Origin of the sequence: Sorangium sp. So ce204 (assembly GCF_051526795.1) — a bacterium.
Classification (GTDB): domain Bacteria; phylum Myxococcota_A; class Polyangia; order Polyangiales; family Polyangiaceae; genus Sorangium; species Sorangium cellulosum_B.
In genome coordinates this window covers 8,115,973-8,139,820 of the sequence record NZ_CP150317.1, presented here as the reverse complement: position 1 = coordinate 8,139,820, position 23,848 = coordinate 8,115,973, and the positions used below count along the sequence as shown (strand labels likewise).

20 protein-coding genes are annotated in these 23,848 nt (G+C 72.2%); 13 read left to right on the top strand and 7 right to left on the bottom strand.

From position 1 onward, the window contains the following. Positions 1-4 precede the first annotated feature (4 nt). Positions 5-427, top strand: a complete 423-nt coding sequence (locus WMF22_RS30145) for a hypothetical protein (RefSeq protein WP_437293466.1) — start codon at positions 5-7, stop codon at positions 425-427. A 34-nt stretch (positions 428-461) separates the two neighbouring features. Here WMF22_RS30145 and WMF22_RS30140 read toward each other — a convergent pair whose 3' ends face one another. Next, the gene (locus WMF22_RS30140; RefSeq protein ID WP_437293465.1) at positions 462-1,775 is read right to left on the bottom strand and encodes a PAS domain-containing protein; all 1,314 of its coding nucleotides are present in this window, start codon (positions 1,773-1,775) and stop codon (positions 462-464) included. 248 nt (positions 1,776-2,023) lie between these two features. Between WMF22_RS30140 and WMF22_RS30135 the strand changes: the two genes are divergently transcribed. Beyond that, entirely contained in the window at positions 2,024-4,408 is a 2,385-nt protein-coding gene (locus WMF22_RS30135; RefSeq protein ID WP_438032019.1) for a glutamine amidotransferase, read from the top strand. A gap of 34 nt (positions 4,409-4,442) precedes the next feature. On the opposite strand, the gene WMF22_RS30130 is transcribed toward WMF22_RS30135, so the two are convergent. The 5 genes from WMF22_RS30130 to WMF22_RS30110 form a co-directional block, all read right to left on the bottom strand. Further along, positions 4,443-5,576: an SMP-30/gluconolactonase/LRE family protein gene (locus WMF22_RS30130; RefSeq protein ID WP_438032018.1), complete on the bottom strand. Its 1,134-nt coding sequence runs from the start codon at positions 5,574-5,576 to the stop codon at positions 4,443-4,445. A 551-nt stretch (positions 5,577-6,127) separates the two neighbouring features. Then, a complete protein-coding gene (locus WMF22_RS30125; RefSeq protein WP_438032017.1) occupies positions 6,128-7,672 on the bottom strand; it encodes a hypothetical protein in 1,545 nt (514 codons plus the stop codon). Between the two features lie 136 nt (positions 7,673-7,808). Next, positions 7,809-8,891, bottom strand: coding sequence for an ABC transporter substrate-binding protein (locus tag WMF22_RS30120; protein ID WP_437293461.1), 1,083 nt, complete (start codon positions 8,889-8,891; stop codon positions 7,809-7,811). Further along, positions 8,891-9,673 carry an ABC transporter permease gene (locus WMF22_RS30115; protein WP_437293460.1) on the bottom strand — a complete coding sequence of 261 codons (783 nt, stop codon included), beginning with the start codon at positions 9,671-9,673 and terminating at the stop codon, positions 8,891-8,893. The genes WMF22_RS30120 and WMF22_RS30115 overlap by 1 nt, the downstream gene beginning before the upstream one ends. A gap of 183 nt (positions 9,674-9,856) precedes the next feature. After that, positions 9,857-9,988: a hypothetical protein gene (locus tag WMF22_RS30110; protein ID WP_269454198.1), complete on the bottom strand. Its 132-nt coding sequence runs from the start codon at positions 9,986-9,988 to the stop codon at positions 9,857-9,859. A 200-nt stretch (positions 9,989-10,188) separates the two neighbouring features. Here WMF22_RS30110 and WMF22_RS30105 point away from each other — a divergent pair, with 200 nt between their 5' ends. The 6 genes from WMF22_RS30105 (at position 10,189) to WMF22_RS30080 (ending at position 16,139) form a co-directional block, all read left to right on the top strand. Continuing rightward, positions 10,189-10,830 (top strand): HAD family hydrolase, encoded by a 642-nt coding sequence (locus WMF22_RS30105; RefSeq protein WP_437293459.1) that lies wholly within the window; start codon positions 10,189-10,191, stop codon positions 10,828-10,830. 160 nt (positions 10,831-10,990) lie between these two features. Further along, on the top strand, positions 10,991-11,956 hold the full coding sequence (locus WMF22_RS30100) for a hypothetical protein (protein WP_437293458.1): 966 nt from the start codon (positions 10,991-10,993) through the stop codon (positions 11,954-11,956). Between the two features lie 288 nt (positions 11,957-12,244). Then, positions 12,245-12,742, top strand: coding sequence for an RNA polymerase sigma factor (locus WMF22_RS30095; protein ID WP_438032016.1), 498 nt, complete (start codon positions 12,245-12,247; stop codon positions 12,740-12,742). After that, the gene (locus tag WMF22_RS30090) at positions 12,739-13,515 is read left to right on the top strand and encodes a hypothetical protein (protein WP_437293456.1); all 777 of its coding nucleotides are present in this window, start codon (positions 12,739-12,741) and stop codon (positions 13,513-13,515) included. Before WMF22_RS30095 ends, WMF22_RS30090 begins: the two co-directional genes overlap by 4 nt. 97 nt (positions 13,516-13,612) lie before the next feature. After that, positions 13,613-14,797: a glycosyl hydrolase family 8 gene (locus tag WMF22_RS30085; protein WP_438032015.1), complete on the top strand. Its 1,185-nt coding sequence runs from the start codon at positions 13,613-13,615 to the stop codon at positions 14,795-14,797. A gap of 238 nt (positions 14,798-15,035) precedes the next feature. Beyond that, positions 15,036-16,139 carry a purple acid phosphatase family protein gene (locus tag WMF22_RS30080; RefSeq protein ID WP_437293454.1) on the top strand — a complete coding sequence of 368 codons (1,104 nt, stop codon included), beginning with the start codon at positions 15,036-15,038 and terminating at the stop codon, positions 16,137-16,139. 39 nt (positions 16,140-16,178) lie between these two features. Here the strand turns inward: WMF22_RS30080 and plsY are convergent, their stop codons facing one another. Next, complete coding sequence (gene plsY / locus WMF22_RS30075) at positions 16,179-16,826, bottom strand: glycerol-3-phosphate 1-O-acyltransferase PlsY (protein ID WP_437293453.1); 648 nt, start codon at positions 16,824-16,826, stop codon at positions 16,179-16,181. Positions 16,827-16,942: 116 nt separating this feature from the next. On the opposite strand from plsY, the gene WMF22_RS30070 reads away from it, so the two are divergent. The 5 genes from WMF22_RS30070 to WMF22_RS30050 all read left to right on the top strand — a co-directional run bounded on the left by WMF22_RS30070 (position 16,943) and on the right by WMF22_RS30050 (position 23,715). After that, the gene (locus WMF22_RS30070) at positions 16,943-18,220 is read left to right on the top strand and encodes a patatin-like phospholipase family protein (protein WP_438032014.1); all 1,278 of its coding nucleotides are present in this window, start codon (positions 16,943-16,945) and stop codon (positions 18,218-18,220) included. A 141-nt stretch (positions 18,221-18,361) separates the two neighbouring features. After that, positions 18,362-20,467, top strand: coding sequence for a bifunctional serine/threonine-protein kinase/formylglycine-generating enzyme family protein (locus WMF22_RS30065; protein WP_438032013.1), 2,106 nt, complete (start codon positions 18,362-18,364; stop codon positions 20,465-20,467). Positions 20,468-20,751: 284 nt separating this feature from the next. Beyond that, the gene (locus WMF22_RS30060; protein WP_437293450.1) at positions 20,752-21,417 is read left to right on the top strand and encodes an STAS domain-containing protein; all 666 of its coding nucleotides are present in this window, start codon (positions 20,752-20,754) and stop codon (positions 21,415-21,417) included. Positions 21,418-21,494: 77 nt separating this feature from the next. Continuing rightward, positions 21,495-22,691 (top strand): oxygenase MpaB family protein, encoded by a 1,197-nt coding sequence (locus WMF22_RS30055; protein ID WP_438037294.1) that lies wholly within the window; start codon positions 21,495-21,497, stop codon positions 22,689-22,691. 121 nt (positions 22,692-22,812) lie between these two features. Next, positions 22,813-23,715, top strand: coding sequence for a hypothetical protein (locus WMF22_RS30050; protein WP_438032012.1), 903 nt, complete (start codon positions 22,813-22,815; stop codon positions 23,713-23,715). Positions 23,716-23,848: the final 133 nt, after the last annotated feature.

Sequence of the window (23,848 nt, the reverse complement as noted above, 5' to 3'; positions counted from 1 at the left end):
CACGATGACCCCGGGTCGCCTCGCCGCTGCGCCGAAGCTGGTCTGGCAGGACGACCATTTCACCGTGCTGTTCGACGCGTCCCTGCGCGTCGTCTGGACCGTCCGCAGCTCCAGGCCGTTCGCCTCGCTGGAGGAGATCGAGGCCGTGATGGGCGAGCTCATCCGCGTCCTCGACAGGCTGGGCCGCGCCCATCACGCCCTCTTCATCGACATCCGCGCCGTCCCCGGAAGGAACGACCCGTCGTTCGAGGCGACGATGAAGCGCTTCCGGCCGCACTGGCTGCGGGGCTTCCGGCGGGTCGGCGTGCTCGTGCAGAGCGTCGCCGGCGCGCTCCAGATCCAGCGCTTCGCGAGGGATGACGGCATCGAGCGGCTGATCACGAGCGATGAGGCCGCGCTCCTCCAGTACCTCACGCAGGAGGGCTGAGCGGCCAGGAGCTCTGGTGTCTGGCCGCGCTCAGCTACCGTCTGGCGTGGCGGAGGGCGTGCGCGATGCCACTCTGCAGCGTGCTCAGCGTGGTGATCCCGGAGAGATCCACGCCGAGCGTGACGAGCGTCTGCGCCACCTCCGGGCGGACGCCGGTGAGCACCACGCGGGTGCCGAGCAGCTGGGCGGCGCGCGCGGTGCGCGTCAGCGCGTCCGCGACGTGCGTGTCGACGGCGCGCACGCCCGTGATGTCCAGGATCGCCGTGTGCGCGCCCTGGCTGCTGATGCCGGAGAGCAACGTCTCCATGATCTGCTCCGCGCGCCCGCTGTCGATCGTCCCGACGAGCGGCATCGCGACCACCCGGTCGGCGAGCGGGATGAGCGGCGTCGACAGCTCCCGGAGGGCGGTCTGCTGCGCGGAGATGATCTCCTCCTGCAGCGCGGCCCGCTCCGCCTCCGCGCGCTTCAGAGAGGTGATATCGGTCACGATGCCGCCCATGCCTATCGGCGCGCCGCGCTCGTCGTGGATCGGGAATTTGACCGTGAAGAAATGGTGTTGAGCGTCGCCTATCGGCACCACCTCCTCGAACTGCATGACCTGCCCGCCGGTCATCACCTCGCGCTCCTTCGCCACGATCATCTCGGTGGCCACGGCGTCCACGGCGGCCAGCTCGAACTCATCTCGGCCGATGACCTCGAGGACGTGCCTCTCCATCAGCTGCGCATGCAGCCGGTTGGCGAGGACGTAGCGCCCCGCGGTGTCCTTGACGAAGATGGAGCTGCGCGCGTTGTCCACCAGCTGCAGGAGCAGCTGGTACCGCCCCTGCACCGTCTTCTCCCTCCGCTGCCGGTCGCTGATGTCATCGACGAGCGCCGCGATCTCGTGCGCGTCGCCCCGGCCGTCGCGCAGCACGGCGTAGGTCCACCGGCAGAGGAACGCGTGACCTCCCTTCGTCCTGCACTCGCTCGTGGCCGCGGCGAAGCGGCTCTCCTCCCGGGCGAAGTCGAACGCCCGCGCCGCGGCGGCGGACACGGGGACCGCGCCCACGAGGTCGGCCAGCCGGCGGCCGACGGCCTCGCTCGCGCTCCAGCCGAAGAGGCGCTCGGCGCTGTCGTTCCAGTACGTCACCGCGCCGTCCAGGCGCCACTGGATCACCGCCGGCACCGCCGTGGGCAGCCCCTCGAGCGCGTCGAGGGCCTCCACGTCTGCCGTGCCTTCCGGCGCGGCTGCGCTCCGCGCATGACCGTTGGAGCGCTCCGCCAGCGCCTTCTCCAGCGCCTCGACGCGCGCGCGCAGCGCTGCGTTCTCTGCCCTGAGCCGCCCGGCCTCGTCCAGCTCTTCGCGCATCGTCACAAGAGTTCGAGCCTACGCGCGGCGCACCCGGCGTTTCAAGGTGGCGCATCGGTCGTTCGAGATCGCCCGAGAGGTCGCAGCAACGGCGCCGGGCTGGGACACCCCGCTCCGATGTACTAGGCTCCGCGCGTGTCACGCGCCCTCGACTCGCTGCCCGCGCTGTCGCTCTCCCGCGCCGGCGCGGCGAGCGGGACCCCCTCTCCTCGCGCGCTTCCCGCGCTCCTCTCGCTCCCGGAGCGGCCGTGACCCGGAGCTTCGCGCCCTCGGGCGACCTCTCGTCGCCCATCGTCGCCGTCGCCTGCGTCGTCGCGGCCCTGAGCTTCGGCCTGCTCGTGCTCGAGCTCGTCCGCGCGCGCGGCCGCGCCGCCGGGGCGGTGGGCGCCGCGCCCACGCGCGCGGCGCTCGGCACGGCGCTCACGGGCGCGCTCGCCGTGCTCGGCCTGCTCGCCGCCATCCTCCGCCCGGTCGCGGTCACGTCGCGCGGGAGCCTCGTCGGCCCCAAGGTCGTGGTGCTGGTCGACGGCTCCCGATCCATGGACCTGCCGGGCGTCGCGGGGACCCGCCGCGAGAGCGCCGAGCGCGCGCTCGAGGAGCTCGGGAAGCGCGCCGACGTCCGGCTCTCTCGCTACGTGTTCGGCGAAGGGGCGCCGCTGCCGGCCGACGGGCAGGCAGGCGAAGGCGGTGGCGCCGCGCCGGCGCCGGGCGCGAGCGCTGGCGCCGCGACAACGCCCGACAGGGACGCGGGGGCGCCGGCCGCCGCCTCCGGGCCGGCCGCGGCGCCCGCGTCGCCCGCGCGAGGCCGGCCGCAGCGCCGCTCGGATCTCAGCGCCGCGCTCGAGGCGCTCGCCCGCGCCGCCGACGAGCGGCCGTCGGCGTTCGTCGTCGTCTCCGATGGCCGGCTCGATCGCCCGGGCCCCGACGACACCGCCGCGGCGACGCGGGCCGCGCTGGAGGGGCTCGACGTCCCGGTGCACACGGTCGCGGTGGCGACCGAGTCCGTGCGCGACGCCGGCGTCCGCGCGGTCCGGACCTCCGGCGCCGCGGTCGCCCACCAGCCGCTCTCGCTCCGCATCGACATCGGCTGCAGCGGCGGCCTCGCGTGCGACGCGGTCCCTGTCGTGGCCCGCGAGCTGCGCGAGCAGGGCGCGCCCACGACGCTCGCCACGGGCACGGCGCACGTCGAGGGCGGCGTCGGCACGGTCGAGCTCGGCGTGACGCTCGACCGCGCCGGCACCCGCATCCTGGAGGTGTCGATCAAGGCGCCGGAAGGCGACGAGCTCCCCGAGAACGACGTCCGGTACATCACGCTCGACGTCGCGCGCGACCGCATCCGGGTGCTCCATGTGGCGGGCCGGCCGACGTACGACGTGCGCGCGCTCCGGATGTGGCTCAAGGCCGACGCCTCGGTCGACGTCGTGGCCTTCTTCATCCTGCGCACGCCCGGCGACGAGGTGAACGCGTCGTCGGACGAGCTCGCGCTGATCCCGTTCCCGGTCGACGAGCTCTTCAGCGTCCACCTCTCGAGCTTTGATGCGGTCGTCCTGCAGGACTTCGACGCCGCGCCGTACGGCCTGACCAAGCACCTCCCGGCGCTGGCCCAGTATGTCGACAAGGGCGGCGGGCTCATCATGGTGGGCGGCCCGAACGCCTTCGTGTCGGGCAACTATGCGCGCACGCGGCTCGCCCGCGTCCTGCCGGTGGATCTCGACATCGGCCGCGCGCCCAAGGTGGATCTCGGCGCCTTCGCGCCGCGCATCACCGCCGCCGGCCGCGCGGCGCCGGTGCTCGCGCCGCTGCTCGCGCTGATCGGCGACGAGATGCCGGAGATGCCGGGGACCAACGTCGTCGGCGATCCGCTCCCCGGGGCGACGGTGCTCATGACGCACCCGACCCGCACGACGGCCTCGGGCGCGCCGATGCCGGTGCTCTCGCTGGGCGAGCACGAGAGCGGCCGCACGATCGCGCTGACGCTCGACGGCAGCCACCGCCTGCTCTTCAGCGCGTTCGCCTCGAGCTCCGCGGGCCGCGCGCACGGCGCGTTCTGGGACGCCCTGCTCGGCTGGCTCATGCGCGATCCGCGCTTCGAGCCTGCCGCGATCGAGCCGCGCGGCGGATGCCTCGCGGGCGAGGAGACGGCGCTCGTGCTGCGCCCCCTCGCCGGGCAGCGCGGCGAGGCCAGGGTGACCATCGCGCGCCTCGGCAGCGGCGCGGTCGTGAAGACGTTGACCGCGCCGATCGGCGAGGGCGGCGAGCCGGTCGAGCTCGCCGCCGGTCGCCTCGAGCCCGGGGGCTATTCGGCCACGGTGGAGATCGTCCCGGAAGGCGCCGCTGGTGACGGAGGCGACCAGAAGCGGGCGACGACGCGGCGCGACTTCGCGTGCGAGCGCGGCGGCGACGAGTGGGCCGATCCCCGCCCCGACGTCGCCCGCCTGGAGGAGATCGCCCGCGCGACGGGCGGCGCGTCGGTGCTCCCGTCGGGCGCCGGCTCGCTGTCGCTGCCTGCAGCGACGCAGGTGGCGGCCGAGCGCCACGTCGCGCCGCTCCTGCCCCCCTGGGCCTGGACGCTGGCGGCGGCCGCGGCGCTCGGCGCGCACTGGATCGTGCGCCGGCGCGGGGGCCTCGCCTGAAGGGGAGGGCGCCGGCCGGCGCCCTGGTCTCGTCTCAAGGGAGCGACGGCTTCTCGAGCGGATCGGCCTTGTCGCCGACCCAGACCCGCAGCACCCCGAAGTGCGCGGGGTTCATGGTGAAGCTCGCGTGATTCACGATGAGCAGCGTCTGCGCCGGGTCGTTGAACGCCACGTTGGCGGGGGCGTCGAGGGGCATCTCGTCCCCTGGTGCGCTCTCGATGCGCGACACCTCGACCCCGTGCTTGTTGAGCACCGAGATCGCGTTGGCCGCCGCGAGCGTGACATAGAGCTTCCCCGACTTGCCGAACGCGAACCCGTCGGGCGCCTCGCCAGCATCGTAGTCGTGGACGAGCTCCAGATCGGCCTCTTCGGGGGCCTCGACGAGGGGGAGCCGGTAGATGGACCCCAGGCTCGGGTCCGACGGGGAGAACGACACCGAGAAATAGACGTGCTCCCGCTCCGGATCGAGCCGGATCCCGTTCACGCCGATCGGCACGTCGCCGCTGCCGACGAGGGCGGAGCTCTGGAACCAGATCTCCGGCGCGCCGCCCCCGGGCGGGTAGCGGAAGATCGTCGCCTGCATCGAGTCGGTCACATACGCATAACCCTCCTCGTCGAAGGCGATATCGTTCGGCAGCGGCGGCGCCGGGAAGGGCGCCGGCGAGCACGCCTCTCCCGGCGCGGCCATCACGCACGGAGGCAAATCCGGCAGCGGATCGCCGTAGCTCTCCTGGACATATCCGTGTCCAGTCTTCGTGAAGCGCAGGAGGCCGAGCTGCGTGCTGAGCGCGTAGACCCGGCCGTCGTCGTCGACGGCGATGCAGCTCAGCGCATGCTCCTCGGCGAGCATCTCGCCCGCCACGACGATCGTGCTCTTCTGGATTTTGGTGTCCCTGTCGAATACGATGATCTTCGACGGGCCTTGACCTGCGGTGCCGAACATCGCCGGGCCGGAGACGTAAACCCGATTCCCATGGACCGCGATGCCTTCGGGGAACCCCGGAGCCGCGGGGAACGTCGCGAACGTCTTGATCTCGCCGTAGTACCCCCCCTGCGCCAGCGCCGGACCCGGGATCAGCGGCGACACGGCGGAGAGGATCGCCAGCGCGCCGCAGGCCAACCATTTTCCGTTGGAGTGTGATGATTTTGACGTGACGGATTGCGACATGTGCCCTCCAGGGGTCCATGGTTGCCGGACCGGGGTTGTCGAAATAGGTCGCGTCCAGAAGCCAACGTGCAAATTGCCTGGCTTCGTCAGGCTGACGACGCGGCCATGATAGCTGGAGTATATGCGGTTGAGCTGATTGGCTGTCGAGTCGAAATTCTTCGGTTCATGAAATATCAGGGAGGCCGCTGCCCGGCTGACTCGTCCCGCGTCGCCCGACTCGGCCACGTCGGCCACGTCGCCCGCGTCGGCCACGTCGCCCGCGTCGGCCACGTCGCCCGCGTCATGTTTCACATGTGTGTCCGCGTAGTTGCGCGCTTGCGCCCTGCCTGCACAGCGCAGTCACGTCAGTCCAGGTTGGTCCACGTCAGTCCAGGTTGGTCCACGTCAGTCCACGTCAGTCCACGTCAGTCGACGTTGGTTACGTAGTGCACGTGGCGACGAATGTGTGCAACGGTCGGAGCGCGCGTCCTGGTGGCGTGTTGGTGAGCGCTGCCGGATGTTCCCGAAGGCAGCCTCTGGCGCGCGGCGGTCCCCGCGGTCGACGTGTCGCGCTAAGGCTGCGCCGGCCAGGCGACGCGCGTCGGCACGAGCCGGGGCTCGACGGTCCCGTCGCCCAGCTCGCCGTTCGTGTTGTCACCCCAGCAGAGCATCTCGCCCGTGCGCTTGAGCGCGCAGCTGTGGTCATTGCCGAGGGCCAGCTCGACCACATCGGTCAGGCGGATCGGCTCCGGAAGGAGCACCGGATCCTGCGTGCCGTTGCCGAGCTGCCCCTTCGCGTTGTCGCCCCACATGAGCACCTCGCCGCCCGCCAGCACCGCGCCGGAGTGCCTCGCGCCGAGCGCGATCCGGGTCACGTCCACGAGGGCCGGGATCTTCCGGGGATTCGCCTCGGGGTTCACGACGCCAGTCCCGAGGCGGAACTGCTCTCCCTTGCCCCAGCAGGAGGCCACGCCGCGCGCCGGCGCGGCGCACGTGTGCAAGGCGCCCGCGGCCGTCAGCGCGACGCTGGTGAGGCCCGCGACGGGCTGCGGGGTGTTCTGCTGGTTGAAGGTGCCGAGGCCGAGCTGGCCGCTCTCGTTGTGGCCCCAGCAGTTCATCGTGCGCTCGCCCATCCGCTCGATCATGCCCGCGCAGGTGTGCGAGAGGCCGGCGCTCACCGAGTCCACGCCGTCCAGCATCACGGTGGGCTCGACCCGATCGACCTCGTCGCCGTAGCCCAGCTGGCCGGAGCTGCCCTCGCCCCAGCAATAGAGCTCGTGCGACGCCGTCACCGCGCAGGTATGGGTCCCGCCGACGGCGACCTGGGTCGCGCCCGCGAGCTCCTTGGCGCGCACGGGGGAAGGGGAGTTCGTCGCCTCGCCGTCGCCGAGCTGTCCGCTGTTGCCCGCGCCCCAGCACGCCACCGCGCCGTCGGTCAGCACCGCGCAGGTGTGCGCGCGCCCCGACGAGATGCTCGCCGCGACCCTGGCAGCGCCGCTGAGGCCCATGACCGGCCTCGGGACGCGTCGATCCTGCTGCAGTGTCCCGTCGCCGAGGTTGCCCCAGGTGTTGCTGCCCCAGCACCAGACCGAGCCGTCGCTGAGCACCGCGCACGTGTAATCCGTGCCAGCCGCGATGTGCGTGGGCGCGACGCAGGCGCCCCGCACGCACTGGCCGCCGCAGGGCTTGTCGCACCTGCCGCAGTGCGCGGTGCTCGTGAGGAGGTCCACCTCGCACGCGTTCTCGGGGTCCTTGTCGCAGTTGCCGCGGTTCTCCTCGCACGCCGGCGACTGGCAGACCCCGTCCTGGCAGGTCGGCTCGCCGCCGAAGGTCGGGCAGGCGACGTCGCACGCGCCGCAGTGCTGCGCGTCCGTCATCGGGTCAACGCATGCGTCGCCGCAGGCCATGCCGCCTCCAGGACACCCGCCGCCGCTCCCGCCGCTCCCGCCGCTCCCGCCGCCGGTGCTCGAGCTCGTCGACGCGTCGGGCGGGCGCGCCGTGAACTCGTCGCCGCACGCGGCAAAGGCGATGGCGACGGCGGCAGGCACGTACGCCGCCGCGAGGGGCAGCGAGGCGAACGGGAGCCAGCTGGCCCGAGGTCGATGCGTGGAAGCCATGGAGGGCGCTCTTCCCTTGCGTTGAGGCGCGGCTGCGCCACGAGGCGCGGCGGCCGTGCGACATTCTAGACGAAGTCGCGCGCCGAGATCTCTCGCCGCGCGCCGCGCCTCTCGCGCCGCGCGCCTCTCGCGCCGCTCAGCGCGTCGCGACGAGCACCTCGTCGATCGGCGGCGCCTTCTCGAGCACGCCGAGGTCCACGAGCTGCTTCGCGAGCGTCTCCCAGCGCTCGCTGGTCATCACGCCGAGGCCCTTCTCCTTGGTCTCGGTGGTCTCGATCAGCGGCCGCTGCGCCTCGGCCGCGGCGACGAAGGTCTCCGCGTCCATCGAGGTGTTGAGCTTGGCCATGATCTCGTTGGACCGCGTCGGATCTTGGAGGTATGTGCGCCAGCCCTCGCGCGTCGCGCGGACGAACGCGCGGACGCGCTCCGGGTTCTCCTTCCAGAGGGCTGCGCGCGTGATCACGACCACGACGTACGGGTTGAACCCCTCGCTGGCCACCAGGAACGCGGCGGGATCGCTCCCCTTGCGCTTGGCCGCGATCGGCTCGGCGGTGATGAAGCACTGCTGGGAGAAGGCTTTGTCGGCGACGAAGCGGGCGACGCCGCCGTCGTACGGCACGACCTTCACCTTGTCGAACCCGTACTTCTTCTTGAGGTACGCGGCGTAAGGCAGCCCCGGCTCGATCGCGAGCGTGCCCGACTTGAGGATGTCGGCGATGCCCTTCGCGCCGCGGCTCTCGTGGGTCATGATGGCCTGCGGCGAGGTCTGGAACACGGCGAAGAGGGGGAGCACGTCCGCGCCGCGGGCGCGGGCGGTGAGCACCTCGTCGGCGCCGGAGATGCCGAAATCCACCTGCCCGCCGGCCACCATCTGGACGACCGGCACGCCGGCGCCGCCGCCGAGGATCTCGACATCGAGCCCCTCCTTGGCGAACGCGCCCGACTCGCGCGCGGCGTAGAACCCGCCGAACTCGGGCTCCGGGACCCAGTTGAGGGCGAGCTTCACCTTCGCGGCCGGCGCGCTGGGGGCAGCCGCGCCGGGCGCGCTCTGCGAAGGCGCGGCCGGCGCGCTTCCTTGCGGGGACGCGGACGAGGCGCGCCCGTCGCCCTCCGGCGACTGCGAGCGCGAGCAGGCGGGGGCGAGGAGGGGGACGGCGGCGAGGGAGGCGAGGCGTGCGAGGCGTCGGAGGAACGACCGGCGGCTGTCGGGGAAGTGCATCAGCGATTGATCTCCGAAGGATGCCAGCGCCGCAAGAGCCGCCTGCCGGCGAGGTCGACGGCGCCGAACAGCGCGAGGCCGAGCCCGGAGGCGAGCAGCACGGCGGCGAAGAGCAGATCCGTGCGCAGCTGGCGGTAGGCGGAGAGGACCAGGATGCCCAGGCCGGCGGCGTCCTCGGAGAAGCCGGCGACGAACTCCCCGACGATCGCGCCGATGACGGCGAGGCCCGCCGCGATCCGGAGCCCCGTCACGAGGTGGGGGAGCGCCGAGGGCAGCTCGAGCTTGCGGAGCGTGGCGAAGCGGCCCGCCCCGTAGAGCCGGAAGAGATCCCGCAGCGCGGGCTCGACGGAGCGCAGGCCCGCGAGCGTGTTCGCGATGACCGGGAACACGGAGACGATGAACGCCGAGACAGCGACCGCGCGCAGGCCGGGGCCGCACCAGAGCACGAGCAGCGGGGCGATGGCGACGATCGGGACGGTCTGCAGGAAGACGGTATAGGGATAGAGCGCCCTCTCGAGCGGGCGCGACGAGGCGAGCGCGATGGCGGCGAGCACGCCGACCGCGGCGCTGAGGACGAAGCCCGCGAGCGCGGCCTTCGCCGTCGTGACGGCGCCGGCGAGCAGGGTGGCGGCGTTCACCGCGCCCGCCCGCGCCACGTCCGAGGGAGGCGGCAGGAGGTAGGCAGGGACGCTGAGCGCTCGGGCGAGCGCCTCCCAGAGCGCCAGAAGGATCACGAGCGCGGCGAGCGGCGGCGCGACGGCTTGGAGCGGGGTGGGTCGCACGGCTCGGCCTTCTCTAGCGCGAGGCCGCCGCGCCAGGAAGATGCTGCGGTGGAAGAAATCAGGCTCGTCCGTGGCCCGGCGCCGAGCGACGCGCGCGCCGAGCCACGGGAGAGGCGAGGTGGGGTGGGGAGCTTTGTCGAAGCGGGGTGTGAACCGCGCGGAGCGCGGCCCCGCTCGATCCGGCTACTTGCCCTTCTTGGCGGGCGCGGCCGGAGCAGGCGACGCCTTGGCGGTCGCGGCTGCCTTCTTCTGGTTCTTCTCCGCCGTGTCCTGCTTCTTCTGTCGCTCTTTGGCCTTCGGAGATTTGTCACCCATGGGAGCACCGCCTCGGTGGATGTGTTGGTGTTATCCGCCTTGACCGAGGCTAGCACCATATCTCGTGGCGCCGTCACGAACTTTGTACTTCGCGAGCGCTTATGTCTCGGCTTCTCCGCCCGAGGCGTGTCCGAGGCGTGGCGCCCGCGGCCGCCGGGCTCGCTTGCCGGCATCGAGGGGCGGCGCTACGAAGGCGCCGCGTGTTCAAGGCCATCCTCTGGGACAACGATGGAGTCCTCGTCGACACCGAAGGGCTTTACTTCCAGGCAACGCGCGAGACGATTGCGTCGGTCGGCGTCGATCTCACCCTCGACGACTATCGCCAGCTGTTCCTCGTCGAGGCGCGCGGCGCCTGGCACCTCGCCAGCGCTCGCGGGGTCGACGAGGCGGGCGTGCGGCGGCTTGCCGACGAGCGGGATCGCCGGTACCTCGAGCTCGTCGCGGGCGGAGACACGCTGTTGCCGGGCGTGCGAGAGGTCGTCACGGAGCTCGCCGCGCGCTTTCGCATGGCGATCGTCACGAGCAGCAAGCCCGAGCCGTTCCACCGAGCGCACGCGGCGACGGGCCTCCTCGGGTGGTTCGAGTTCGCGCTCACGCGGGATCAGTACGCGCGCGCCAAGCCGGATCCCGAGCCGTACCGGATCGCCTGCGAGCGGCTGGGGCTCGCGGCGCGCGATGTCCTCGTGATCGAGGACTCCGAGCGCGGGCTCCGGTCGGCCAAGGCCGCGGGCCTGACGTGCTGGGTCGTCCCGTCGCCGCTCACGGCGCTGTCGGACTTCACCGGCGCGGACGCGGAGCTCGGATCGCTGCGCGAGGTGCTCGCTCGCCTCCGAGGAGCGTGAGCGCGACCTCACGTTCGCGCGATGAGATAGCTCACCGCGCCTGTGTGTGCGCGCCGCCACCGCGCTGCGTCGCCCCCTCCCTGGATTTTTGCACGCTGCACATCTGCTGGGTGCAGGAGCATCTGGCGGTTCACGAACGGTTCGTGGCACCTTCGGGCCCGTGGCTTCCGGTGACGGCATCTCGCTCATCGAGCTCGTCGTCCTCGGCTGGTCCTCGGCCACCGCGGCGCCGGCGCCGATCCCTATTCGCATCGACTTCGATGCCCCGGCGGAATGCTCGACCGCTGACCAGTTCTACGACGGCCTCCGTGCCCGGTCGGACCGCGTGCGCCTCGCGGCTGACGGAGAGGACGGCTGGGGTGTCCGCGTCCGGCTGAGCCGCGGCGGGGCCGGGGTCCACGGCGAGCTGCGCGTCGTTCACGCAGGCGGCGAGACCGACACGCGGATCGTCGATGCCACGTCGTGCGACGTCGTGGTCCAGGCGCTCTCGCTCACCGCGGCGCTCGCGCTCGACGAGGTGGTCGAGGTGACCGCGCCCCTCGCTCCCCCTGCGCCGCCGCCCGCTGTCCCCCCTGCGCCGCCGCCCGCCCCGCGAGAGGTGCCTCCGCTCAGGTTCGCGCTCGGCGCGCACGTGGTGGTGGCCCACGTCGTCGCACCTCATGCGAGCCTGGGCGCCGCCCTCGGTGCCAGGGTGACCCCGCACGTCGAGGGCCCATTGAGCCCTTCGTTCGGTCTCTCGCTGATGTACGCGCGGAACGACCTGCTGTCGGGCGGCGACAGCGCCCTCATCCAGTGGGCGGCCGCGGCCCTCTCCGCGTGCCCGGTGCGCTGGCAGCTCGGCCCTATCGTCAGCGCAGAGCCGTGCGTCGTCGCCGCCGGCGGCTGGCTCGCGGCGACGGGACGAGGTATCTCGAACCCGGAGTCCGCGGTGCGATCGTGGTGGAGCGCGGGAGGCTTTGCGCGCGCCGCTGCGCTCCTCGGCGGGGGCACCGCCCTCGAGCTCGAGGCCGGCGCCCTCGTGCCGCTCGTTCACCGGCGGTTCACCATGGGGTGGTCTGCAGAGACCGTTGGCGAGACGCCGGTGATCTCGCCGCTCGTTGGCGTTGGAATCGTGCACAACTTCTAAGCCAGGATTCTGTGATCACTCCGACTCGCGCTGGGAATTATGACCCATGGACGGCATCCGGAAGCTGGGCCGCAGGCACGCTGCCCCCCCCGACGCTAGCAATTTGTTCCGCTCCGGCTGTCGCCCATTGCTTCCCGGTAGTGTCCGTTCTTCACTGGTCTCATGCCTCGCCTCGCGGTGAGTATGGTCGCCGACGTCATGGCATCGCCTGCTTTGCCTGAAAGCGAGCCGGCGAGCGTGGCGCCATCGGCGGCCAACGTGAAGCAGCGGGACGCGCGTCTGCGACGGATGGTGGACGCTCATCTTGACTTCATCGGGCGGGTGCTCCGCAACGCGGGGACCCCTGCTGCCGAGATCGACGATGCGGTGCAGCGCACCTTCATCGCCGCCGCGCAGCGGCTGGACGACGTCCGGCCCGGCGCCGAGAAGAGCTTTCTTCTCCAGACCGCGCTTCACGTAGCCGCCCACGCGCGCCGCAGCGCCGCGCGCCGGCGAGAGTTCCCCGCGGCCGAGCCGCCGGAGGTTGTGGACGCTGCGACACCCGAGCAGCTCACCAGCCAGAAACACGCGCGACAGATGCTCGATCAGGTCCTCGACCAGATGGAGTCCGATCTGCGGACCGTGTTCGTGCTGTACGAGTTCGAGGAGATGAGCATGGTGGAGATCGCCGGCGTGCTGGGGATCCCGCAGGGCACCGTGGCCTCTCGGCTGCGAAGGGCCAGGGCCGATTTTCGTGAGCGCGTCCGCGCGCTGGAGCTCGTTTCGACGAGCGAGGTGAGACGATGATGGAACCACGTCGCCTACTGGAGGAGAGCGACAACCCGCTCGAACGCGCGCTGCTGAGCGCAGGCGCGTCGTATCCCACGTCACCGGAGACGCGCGCGAAGACGCTGGCGGCGCTGGGGCTCGCCGGCGCTGCCGCCCTGTCGGCCAGCGTGGCGGCGCCTGCGGCGCTCTCCGCGGCAGGCGGGGCCGCTACGTCCTCGTCGCTCGCCGTGAAGCTCGGCTGGACCAAGATCCTCGTCGCGCTCTCGACGGTGGGCATGCTCGCCGGCATCCCGGCGGGCTACCTCGCCTGGCGCGGGCAAGACGCGCCGGACGTCGCCGCGGCGCACCGCTTCGGCCCCGCGCTCGCCGACCCGGTCGTGCAGACGGCGGCGCGGCCCGTGCAGGCGCCTGTCTCGGCGCCAGCGCCGGTGGAGGCTCTCGCGGAGGAGACGATGGCCCCGGCGCTCGCGGGTGGCAGCAGCGCTGCGGCCACGAAGCTCGAGCCGAAGCCGTCCGGTGCGGGCGCCGCCCTGGAGGCGGAGCTCGGCGCGCTGGACGCGGCGCGCACCATGCTCGCGAGCGGGAACGCGCGAGGCGCGCTCTCGCTGCTGGACGCCTACTCCAGGGCGCATCCGCGCGGGCGGCTGAGCCTCGAGGCCGAGGTCCTGCGGATCGACGCGCTCGCGAAGAGCGGCCGCTCCGACGCTGCCTCGCAGCGCGCCGCGGCATTTCTTCGCCGGCATCCGAACAGCGTGCTTGCTTCCCGGGTACGGCGCTATGTAAACAACTAAACTCTGGGTCATGCGTTGCCCTGCCCTCCTCCGTTCGTTCCGCGCAGCTTCCGGCGTCGCCGGTGCCTGGATGGCGGTGTGTGTGCTGCCTGGGTGTGTGACCACGGTGGATTCGCTCGGCTACGACCGGATGAGCAGCGATGAGCTCGGCCCGCTGACGGGCCCTTCCGAGTATCCCAACGCGTTCCGCGACGTGCTCGGCAAGACGGACGAGGAGATCGCGGCGAAGATCGAGGACAGCTTCGATCAGCTCTTCTACGGCGATCGCGACGAAGAGACCGTCTACTACCCGGTGCCCGGCACCGAACAGGCCTACATCTGGGACGACTACCACAATAGCGTGCGCTCCGAGGGCATCGGCCTCGGGATGATCATCACGGTCGAGCTCGACAAGCGAGACGAGTTCGACCGGATCTGGAGATACGCCAAGTCCACTCTCCAGCTCAAGTCCGGTCCCGGCCAGGGATACCTCATGTCATGGTGCGACGTCCCGGGGGGCACGGCGGTGGCGTGCTTCGATCCCTTTGGCCTCCAGCAGGTCGCGATGGCGCTGTTCTTCGCCCATGGCCGCTGGGGGAGCGACACCGGGACCATCGACTATGGGCAGGACGCGATCAGCCTGCTCGAGGTGATGCGCCACAAGGAGGCCCTGAACGGGGGGGTCGCCTCGGGGGTGACCAACACGTTCGATTCGACGACGAAGCTCGTCTACGACTACCCGCACGTCTCGGCGGCGGACGTCACCCGTCCTTCCATCGAGATGCCAGCCTATTACGAGCTCTGGGCGCAGGCCATGCGCGACCCCTTCTGGTCCGAGGCTGCCGCCAGCGCGCGCACCCACTGGCAGGAGGCCGCGCACCCGAGCACGGGGCTCATCCCAGTGCGCACCCATTTCGACGGCACGCCGGTGCTCAACTGGGACTACTTCGGCTCCGAGGCCTACCGCACGCAGCTGAGCCTCGCGCTCGACCACGTCTGGTTCGGCGTCGACCCGTGGCAAGTGGAGGAGGCGGACCGGCTGCTCGGGTTCTTCTCGAAGCTGGGCATCGACAAATACGGCGCGGTCTTCAAGATCAACGGCGCGATGCTCAGCGCCACGCCGGAGTCGGCGCTCATCTTCATGAACGGGGTCACCGGGCTGATCGCGACGAACGACGATCGCGCCGCCTACATCGAGGCGGTGTGGACGACGCCGCCGGCGACCGGGGAGACCCGCTACTTCTCGAGGTTGCTCCACATGCTCTCGCTGTTGACGCTGAGCGGGCAGTTTCGCGTGTACTGATCCGGCGCGCGGGCATCTCCGCGCGGCGCGTTGGCTTTGTTGTTGATATTGAAAGTGATGTTCAACTTCAGTACACGGTGATCTCGCTGACGTCAAGCGAAAACGGGCACCGTCGAAAGGGCCGCTCCGATCGCGGGCGACGGCATGGGCGCCGGCGGGAGGATCATCGGAGACCGGCGTTGGTTACAATGAGCGCCAGATGAAGCCTCTCCGCGCAGATCGTCCTCTCGCGATCTCCATGAAGTCCGTTGTTGCCCTCGTCCTCTCCGCGTCGCCGGCCGTCGCGCTCGGCGCGGGCTGCGGCGTGGCGGACAGCGTGCCGATCCCGAGCGCCGGAGCGCACGAGGGGACAGGCCATGAGCCGACCAGCACGGGCGCCGCGAGCAGCGGCGCCGGGCCGAGCGGCGGGAGCGCCGCGGGTCCCGGAGCGAGCTCGGGCGCGGGGCGCGAACAGGTCATCGGGACCGTCGTCTCTCGCCATGATGTCGTCAGGATCATCGCGATCGGCGACACCGGCGAGGGAAACCTCGCGCAGAACCAGGTCGCCGATCGGATGAGCGAGAAGTGCATCGAGGTCGGGGGCTGTCACGCCGTGATGATGAACGGCGACAATTTCTACGACCACGGCGTGGTCGACACGATCGATGCGCAGTGGGGCCCCAAGTTCGAGCAGCCCTACGACAGACCGGGGCTGAACGGCCTCCCGTTCTACGCGGTGCTGGGGAACCACGACTACGGCCCCAGCAGCAGCGGCGTGCGGCAAGCGCAGATCGACTATTCGCAGCTGCCCGTGGGCGACGGGCCCGGCATGCGGCTGACCGATAAGTGGCACATGCCCGCCTCGTATTACGACGTTCGCGTCGGCGACGTCCATCTCTTCGGGATCGATACCGTCGACTTCACGTCCGATGACCAGGCGCGCTACATGAGCGCGCGGGTCGCCGCCTCGGACGCCACGTGGAAGATCGTCTTCGGCCATCACCCCCGCTACACGTCCGGAGCTCACGCCGCGGACAACCCGTCGCTCGGGATGAGCGGGATGTTCGCCATGCAGCAGGCCATCTACTGCGGGGCCGACATGTACATGGCGGGCCACGACCACAACCTCGAGTTCATCGACAAGGGGCGAGACGAGGGCTGCCCGAACACCTATTTTCCCATCAGCGGCGCCGGCTCGAAGACCCGCCCGGTCGCCTCCTCGATCCCGACCGAGCCGAGGCAGCTCTTCTTCACGGACAAGACCGAGGGCTTCGCGTATCTGCGGTTCGAGGGGAGGAGCCTGCTGTTCGAGTTCATCGACAAAGAAGGCGCGGTGATCTTCACGAAGATCATGACCAAGTGAGCGGGCGCCGCGCTCTGCGGCCGAGCGACGCCGCGGCCGTCAGCGGCGCTCGCCGTCGCGCGGCGGGCCGTCGTGCTCGTCGTGGCGCCGCCTCCCGAACGAGATCGTGCTCTCGGTGCCCGCGAGCATCCGCCGGATGTTCGGGATGTGCTTGAGCCAGACGAGCGCGGCGAGGAGCAGCGAGAGGCAGAGGGCCGGGGCGCCCCGCTCGCCGAGGAGCCAGAGGAAGAGGGGCAGGGCGAGGGCGCCGGCGAGGGAGCCCGCCGAGACCATGCGGGTCGCCCGAACGACGACCGCGAAGACGGCCAGCGTGGCGAGCGTGGACCGCGGCGCCAGCACGAGCAGGACACCGCAGGACGTCGCGACGCCCTTGCCGCCCCGCATCCCGAGGAAGACCGTGTAGTCGTGGCCCAGCACCGCGGTGAGGCCGCCCGCCGCGGCGACCCACCCGCCGGGCGCGACGGAGAGCCACGACGCGAGGGGCCCGGCGACGAGCGCGCCCTTCGCCACGTCCGCGGCGAGGACGGCCAGGCCAGGCCCCCAGCCGAAGGCGCGCAAAACGTTCGTCGCGCCGATGTTCCCCGAGCCGACCTCGCGGAGGTCGACCCCTTTGACGAACCGCGCGAAGAGGTAGCCTGTCGGGATCGCTCCGAGGAGGTAGGCAAGGGCCAGGTAGATTGCCGTCATCTGCCGTCACCGCGCGCCTCCATGCCCGCGCTCACGGCGGGTGTAGCACGCCGCGGCGACGCGTGAAGCGCGCCAAAGAGACCATGTCGCGACGGCGATCATGGTATTCTGCGAGCATGCCTGACCTGGCGCCCGTCTCGACCCGGAGTGGCCGCGCCCCCAAGATCGCGCTCGTCCTGGCCGGCGGCGCCGCGCGCGGCGCTTACGAGGTCGGCGTGGCGCAGCACATCCTCGAGGGCGTCTCTCGCGATCTCGGCCGCGAGGCGCCGCTCGACATCCTGTGCGGCACCTCGGTCGGCGCCATCAACGTCTGTGGGCTCGCCGCGTTCGCGGACGAGGCGCGGAGCCGCGCGCGGCGGCTCGCCGCGGTGTGGACGCGCCTGCGCATCGACGACCTCGTGCGCCTCGACGTGCGCGGCGTGCTCGCGGTGGGGCACGACCTGCTCCGCGGGGGCGCCGCGAGCGCGCCCTCGAGCGGCGGCCGCGCCGCGCTCCTCGACACGTCGGGCCTCGAGCGGCAGATCGCGGAGGCCGTGCCCTTCGAGCGGATCGACGGCCACCTCGAGAGGGGCCTCCTGTCGGCGCTTACCGTGTCGACGACGCTGGTCAAGAGCGGCCGCACCGTCGTCTTCGTCCACCGCCGCGAGCCCGGCCTGCCGCCCTGGAGCCACGACCCGACGATCTCCCCGCGCGCAACCGCGATCCGCGCGCAGCACGCGCTCGCCTCGTCCGCGCTCCCCATCCTGTTCCGCCCGGTGAACATCGACGGAGAGCTCTACTGCGACGGCGGGCTGCGCCAGAACGTCCCGCTGTCGCCCGCGCGGCGCCTCGGGGCCGACGGCGTGATCGTGGTCAATCCGCGGTACATCGAGCCCGCGTCGAGCGCGGCCGAGCGCGACGCGCCGGGCCTCCCCGGGCCCCTCTTCCTGCTCGGCAAGACGCTGAACGCGCTGATGCTCGACCGGATCGACAACGACCTGGCGCGCCTCGAGAGCATCAACGGGATCCTGGAGGCGGGGCGGCGGCGCTATGGCGAGGGCTTCATCGACGGGCTCAACGACGAGCTCGGGCTGCCGCCGGGGCGCGCGCTCCGGCCGATGCGGTCGCTGCTCATCCGCGCCTCCAAGGACATCGGCAGCCTGGCGGCGGAGTTCGTGCGATCCCCGTCGTTCCGCGCGCGGACCACGAGCGTGCTCGGCCGCGTGATGCGGCGCCTCGCCGAGGGAGACGAGCAGCGCGAGGCCGACTTCCTGTCCTACCTGCTGTTCGACGGGGAGTTCGCGGGGCGGCTCATCGAGATCGGCCGCGCGGACGCGCGCGCGCGGCACGAGGAGCTGTGTGCGTTCTTCGAGCGGGCGCTGAGGCCGGGCGGGTTCGAGGAGCGGGCGCCCTGAGGGGGCTCGGAGACACAGGGACGCTCTGGATCCGTCCGGATCCTCTCGGGCGCTGAGGCTCAGACGCCGTGGGGCGCTCGGCGCCTGGCTGGGCGCGAGCTCCGCGCGGCCGCGGCGCCCGGTGTAGACTCGCGCCGCGAGATGGCACCTTCGGATCCCTTCGGCTGGGTGGGCGCGACGATCGACGGCAAGTACCGGCTCGACGCCGTGGTCGGCGAGGGCGGGTTCGGCGTCGTCTACCGCGGCCAGCACCTCGGGTTCGACGAGCCGGTCGCGGTCAAGTGCCTGAAGCTGCTCGGATCGCTGGCCCCGGCGGAGCGCGCGTCGTTCCAGCGGATGCTCCTCGACGAGGGGCGGCTCCTCCACCGCCTCTCCCGGGCGAGCGCCGGCATCGTGCAGGCCCTCGACACCGGCGCCGCGGTCTCGCCGTCGGGCGAGTGGACGCCTTATCTCGTGCTCGAGTGGCTCCATGGCGTGCCGCTCGACCGCGAGATCGCCGAGCGGCGCGCCCGCGGCGAGGCGGCGCGCCCGCTCGCCGAGGCGATCGCCCTGCTCGCGCCCGCGGCGTACGCGCTCGAGATCGCGCACGCGCAGGGCGTCGCCCACCGCGACGTCAAGCCGGCCAACCTGTTCCTCGCCGAGATCGGCGGCCGGCGCACGCTGAAGGTCCTCGACTTCGGGATCGCCAAGGTGCTCGGCGAGCTCTCGAGCATGACGCAGGCGATGGCCGAGACAGGGAGCGCGCTCCGGGCCTTCACCGTCCATTACGGCGCGCCCGAGCAGTTTCACCACCGCTTCGGCGCGACCGGGCCGTGGACCGACGTCTTCGCGCTCGCCCTGGTGCTCATCGAGGTGGCCTCGGGCAACCGCGCCCTCCTCGGCAGCGACGTCACGCAGCTGTACATCGCCGCGACCGATCCGGCGTTCCGCCCGAGCCTGGGCGGCGCGGGCGTGAGCGCGCCCGACGCCGTCGAGGCGGTGGTGCGCCGCGCGCTCGCGATCGACCCGCGGGAGCGCTACCGCACCGCAGGCGAGCTCTGGGGAGCGCTCGAGGCCGCGATGGCGACGGCCGCGCCCGCCGGCGCGGGCGCGCTCGCAGCGGGCAGCCCGCCAGCGGGCGCGGCGCCCGGCGCTGCGGCGCTGGGCACGGCGGGGACGGAGCGCGTGGCCGCTGGCCTACCCGCCGGCGAGCTGCCCACGTCTGTCGGCGCGCCGCCAACGTTCGCCGGCGCGCCGCCCACGCCGTCGCTCACGACGATTCGCGGCCTGGCGACGAGCGCGCCGCCGCAGGCTGCCCCGCAACCGGCGTCGCCCCCTCCCACGCCCCAGGCCGCCAGGGCCGCTCCGCGGCGGCGCCTGTTGCCCGCGCTCGTCTCGGCGGCCGCCCTGGCCGCGGCCGGCGCAGGCGCCGTCGCGTTCGTCCGCCACCGCGCCCCCGACGGCGCGCGGCCGGCGCGCGCGCTCGGCGGCCTGAGCGCGCCCCCGATGAAGGCGCCGTCCCCGCCCGACATGGTCCGGATGCCGGCGGGCCGCTTCACGATGGGCAGCGCGAAGGGCGGCAAATCCGAGCGCCCGCCCCACGAGGTGACGCTGACCCGCGCGTTCGACGTCGATCGCACCGAGGTGACGGTCGCCGCCTACCAGCGCTGCGTCGAGGCGGGCCGGTGCACGCCGAGCGGCCTGCACGGCCCCCGCGCGACCGACGCCGAGGTCGCGCAGCGCGGCGCGCTCTGCACCGCGGCGGATCCCGCGAAGTCGCAACACCCGATCTCGTGCGTCGACCAGGCGCAGGCGGCCGCGTACTGCGCCTTCGCCGGCAAGCGGCTCCCGACCGAGGCCGAGTGGGAATACGCCGCGCGCGGCGCCGACGGCCGCGAGTATCCGTGGGGCAACGAGCCGCCAGGGTGCGCGCACGCGGTCGTGTCCCGGCCTCCTGGGCAGGGCTGCGGCGGGCGCGGCAGGGGCACCCAGGACGTCGGCTCGGCCAAGGCCGGAGCGAGCCCGTCGGGCGCGCTCGACATGGCGGGCAACGTCTGGGAGTGGGTGGCCGACGGCTGGGACCCAGGCGTGTATGCCAGAGGCGCCCAGACAGATCCCCAGGTGCCGGCGACTGGCAGCAGGGGCGTGCTCCGCGGAGGATCGTGGGACTTCTCCGCCAGCACGGCAAAAGCGACGTTCCGGCTGGCGTATGATCGTGAGGCAGGCGACGTCTCGACCGGGTTCCGTTGCGTTCGCTCGGTCGATTGAACATGAGGTCCCGAGAGCGGGCAGCAGGGAAGCGCGGATCAGCCGCGCCGGGCTCATTTCAGCCGCGCCGGGGATAGGCTATCTATCCCATCTTGGTCGAACGTCGATTCACACGCCCGATCGCGAGGTAGGATGTTGGGATACGTAGAGCCGTGCGATCGGGCGCACAAGCCCAGGTCACCGCGAGCACGTCCTCCCGTGCGGGCCGGCGAGGTCCACCCCGCGCATGAGCCCGGTGACTCCGCTTCCTCACCGGTCAACCCCTGCTGCGCCCACAGGAGCCCATGCAAGAATCCGAGAAGTTGATCTCCATCGAGGAAGGCCGGATGCAACGCGTCATCGACGCGGTTGCGCTCGCGTCCACGGGAGAGGTCGAGCTCGCGCTGAAGCAGCTGGCGGCGGTCGAGCACGACGCCTTCGGGGTGATCGAGGAGGCGCTGCGCGTCTTTCTCTCCGAGCTCTCCGCGACCACGCAGCAGAAGAGCCAGGCGCTCGCCGCGCTCGCCGCCTCGAAGCGCGAGCTCGAGCATCAGCTGGACACCATCCAGCGCCAGGAGTGCGCGATCCGGGAGCTCTCGGTGCCGATCATCGACATATGGCACGGCATCCTCACGCTCCCGCTCGTCGGGCTGTTCGACTCGGTGCGCGCCGTCGAGGTGACCGAGCGGCTCCTCGTGCGCGTGGCGGAAGACAGCGACGTCGAGTGGGTGATCCTCGATCTGACCGGCGTCACGCTCATCGACTCCATGACCGCCCAGCACCTCATCAAGCTCGCTCAGGCGGTGCAGCTCCTCGGCGCGCGCTGCGTCCTCACCGGCCTCGGCGGTCATGTCGCGGAGACGCTCGTCACGATCGGCGTCGCGTTCGACGAGCTGAACCCGATGCGCAGCCTGCGGGAGGGGCTCAGGTTCTGCCTTGCGCAGCGGGGGCGCACGATCGCGCAGCGGTGATCCGCGGAGCTCCGCTTCGCGCGGCGTCGCCTTTGCGGGGCGCGGCCGGTGTGCCAAGGGATATCCTGTTGCAGCCCATGGAGAACGCGACGATCCCCGCTCGCTTCCAGGACACCCCAGACGCCCGCCGTCGCTTCGGCGACCAGCTCGATCGCCTGGGGCCCTTCCTGCTCCGCGTCGATCCGGTCGCCGACGCCGTCGTGGACGCGTTCGCGTCGATGCCGCCGGGTCAGGGCTTCCGCCTCCTGGAGGCCGCCCTCGCGCGCGGCATGCGCGGCATGGACGATGACCGCACGGCGAAAGAGGCCCCGGCCGAGCTGCGGGCGCTCTTCGCGTCGGTCGATCACGTGCCCCTCTGGGTGGACTGGGAGGCGGTGAACCGCGGCGGGGCGGCGTTCCTGCGCACGGGCGTCCTCGGCGGGATCCTGCTCGCGATGCAGTCGCTCATCCTCGGGTACGCGTCGCCCGGCGGGAACAAGCCGCTGGTCTTCTCGGGGAGGCTCCGCGAGCAGGCCGAGCGCCGCCTCGCCGAGACGAGCCGGTTCGTCTACGCCGTGAGCCAGGCGAACGGAATGCGCCGCTCCGGCGAGGGCTTCGCGATCACCGTCAAGGTGCGCGTCATGCACGCGCAGGTGCGGCGCCTCATCCGCGCGAGCGGCCGGTGGCAGGCGGCCCTCTGGGGCGAGCCGATCAACCAGCACGACATGGTGGCGACGGCGCTGCTCTTCTCGGTCGCGGTCATCGACGGCCTCGACAAGCTCGCCTACCGCTTCGCGCCCGCCCAGAGGGAGGACCTCATCCACCTCTGGCGCTACGTGGCCCACGTCATCGGCGTCGAGCCGGAGCTCATCCCCGGGTCCTACGCCGAGGCGCGACGGCTGGCCGAGATGATCTTCGCGACGCAGGGCGCGCCGGACCACGACTCGCGCATGCTCGTGGACGCGCTGCTCACCCGCAGGGTGCGCAGCGCGCGGACCGACGGCGAGCGCCGGAGCGCCGAGCGGTTCATGGCCATCTCCTGCGGCCTCTCCCGGGCCGTGCTGGGCGACGAGCTCGCCGAGCAGCTCGGCGTGCCCCGGCAGCGCTCGCCCCTCGTCGTGCCGCTGCTCCGCGCGATCGCCGCCGCGTCGAGCCGCGCGCACGCGCTGCCGCCCCTGCAGGATCTCGCGCTCGACCTCGGCGACCTCCGCTGGCGGCGCGTCATCTCGATGGGCCTCGGCGGCCGCCCGGCCGACTTCGCGCCCCCGGAGCGCCTCGCCGGCAGCGGCACCTGAGCGGTCGCGCCGCTCGCGGGGCGAGGCGGCGCGGCGCCGGATGTCCAGGGCGATGGCGTGGGAGCGGCCTCGGCAGTCGGGGTTGAACCGCCCTCCGGTTCTGCGCTACGAGACCTCCGGCATGGAGATCATCCCTTACGGCGGTTGGAAGCGCGCCGCGCGCCTCGTCTGCGGCGACACGGAGCTCGTCGTCACGCTCGACATCGGCCCGCGCATCATCCGGTACGGCGTCATCGGCGGTCCGAACGAATTCGCCGAGATCCCCGAGGACATGGGCGCGACAGGCGGGACCCACTACAGGTTCTACGGCGGTCACCGGCTCTGGATCGGCCCCGAGGACGAGCAGCGGACGTTGCAGCCCGACAACGATCCCGTGCAGCACCGGGAGGAGAACGGCGCGCTCGTGCTGCGGACCGCGCCGGACAGGTACGGAATGCAGAAGGAGGTCCGCATCGCGGCGGACGCGGCGGCGGGCAGGTTCGTCGTCGATCATGCGATCGAGAACCACAGCGCCTATGCCGTCGAGTTCGCCCCGTGGTCGCTCTCCGTGATGGCGGGCGGCGGCGAGTGCCTGTTCCCGCAGGCGCCGTTCGTCCCGCACCCCGATCGCGTCCTGCCGGCGCGGCCGCTCGTGCTGTGGTCGTACACCGACATGGCCGAGCCCCGGTGGACCTGGGGCAAGCGCGTGATCCGCCTGCGGCAGGTCGCGGGCAAGGGGCCGCAGAAGGTGGGCGCGCTCGTGACCCAGGGCTACGCGGCGTACGCGAACCACGGGAACGTGTTCCTGAAGCGGTTCCCGTTCATCGAGGGCGCCACGTACCCGGACATGGGGTGCAACTTCGAGACGTTCACGAACGCGGACATGCTCGAGATCGAGTCGCTCGGCCCGCTGCAGCGCGTTTCGCCCGGCGCCCGCGCGGAGCACCGGGAGGCCTGGTATCTCCTCAAGGGCGTTCAGCCGCCCGTCGAGGACGGCGCGTGCGCGGACTGGCTCGAGGCGGCGGCGAAGGACAGGCCGCTGTGAACCGCTGATCCTGAGCGCGTGGCGGTCGCGCCCTCCCCGCCGCCGCCACGGCCTCCCGCGGGGGGCGGCGAGGCGAGCGGCGCTCAGGCCTCCACCTTGCCGGCCCAGCCGCGCCCCTGCGCGGCGCCCGGGG

Coding starts and splice junctions, on each gene's coding strand:
- WMF22_RS30145 (WP_437293466.1), top strand. CDS start 5: ATGACCCCGGGTCGCCTCGCCGCTGCGCCGAAGCTGGTCTGGCAGGAC.
- WMF22_RS30140 (WP_437293465.1), bottom strand. CDS start 1,775: ATGCGCGAAGAGCTGGACGAGGCCGGGCGGCTCAGGGCAGAGAACGCA.
- WMF22_RS30130 (WP_438032018.1), bottom strand. CDS start 5,576: ATGTCGCAATCCGTCACGTCAAAATCATCACACTCCAACGGAAAATGG.
- WMF22_RS30125 (WP_438032017.1), bottom strand. CDS start 7,672: ATGGCTTCCACGCATCGACCTCGGGCCAGCTGGCTCCCGTTCGCCTCG.
- WMF22_RS30120 (WP_437293461.1), bottom strand. CDS start 8,891: ATGCACTTCCCCGACAGCCGCCGGTCGTTCCTCCGACGCCTCGCACGC.
- WMF22_RS30110 (WP_269454198.1), bottom strand. CDS start 9,988: ATGGGTGACAAATCTCCGAAGGCCAAAGAGCGACAGAAGAAGCAGGAC.
- WMF22_RS30095 (WP_438032016.1), top strand. CDS start 12,245: ATGGTGGACGCTCATCTTGACTTCATCGGGCGGGTGCTCCGCAACGCG.
- WMF22_RS30090 (WP_437293456.1), top strand. CDS start 12,739: ATGATGGAACCACGTCGCCTACTGGAGGAGAGCGACAACCCGCTCGAA.
- WMF22_RS30080 (WP_437293454.1), top strand. CDS start 15,036: ATGAAGTCCGTTGTTGCCCTCGTCCTCTCCGCGTCGCCGGCCGTCGCG.
- plsY (WP_437293453.1), bottom strand. CDS start 16,826: ATGACGGCAATCTACCTGGCCCTTGCCTACCTCCTCGGAGCGATCCCG.
- WMF22_RS30070 (WP_438032014.1), top strand. CDS start 16,943: ATGCCTGACCTGGCGCCCGTCTCGACCCGGAGTGGCCGCGCCCCCAAG.
- WMF22_RS30065 (WP_438032013.1), top strand. CDS start 18,362: ATGGCACCTTCGGATCCCTTCGGCTGGGTGGGCGCGACGATCGACGGC.
- WMF22_RS30060 (WP_437293450.1), top strand. CDS start 20,752: ATGCAAGAATCCGAGAAGTTGATCTCCATCGAGGAAGGCCGGATGCAA.
- WMF22_RS30055 (WP_438037294.1), top strand. CDS start 21,495: ATGGAGAACGCGACGATCCCCGCTCGCTTCCAGGACACCCCAGACGCC.
- WMF22_RS30050 (WP_438032012.1), top strand. CDS start 22,813: ATGGAGATCATCCCTTACGGCGGTTGGAAGCGCGCCGCGCGCCTCGTC.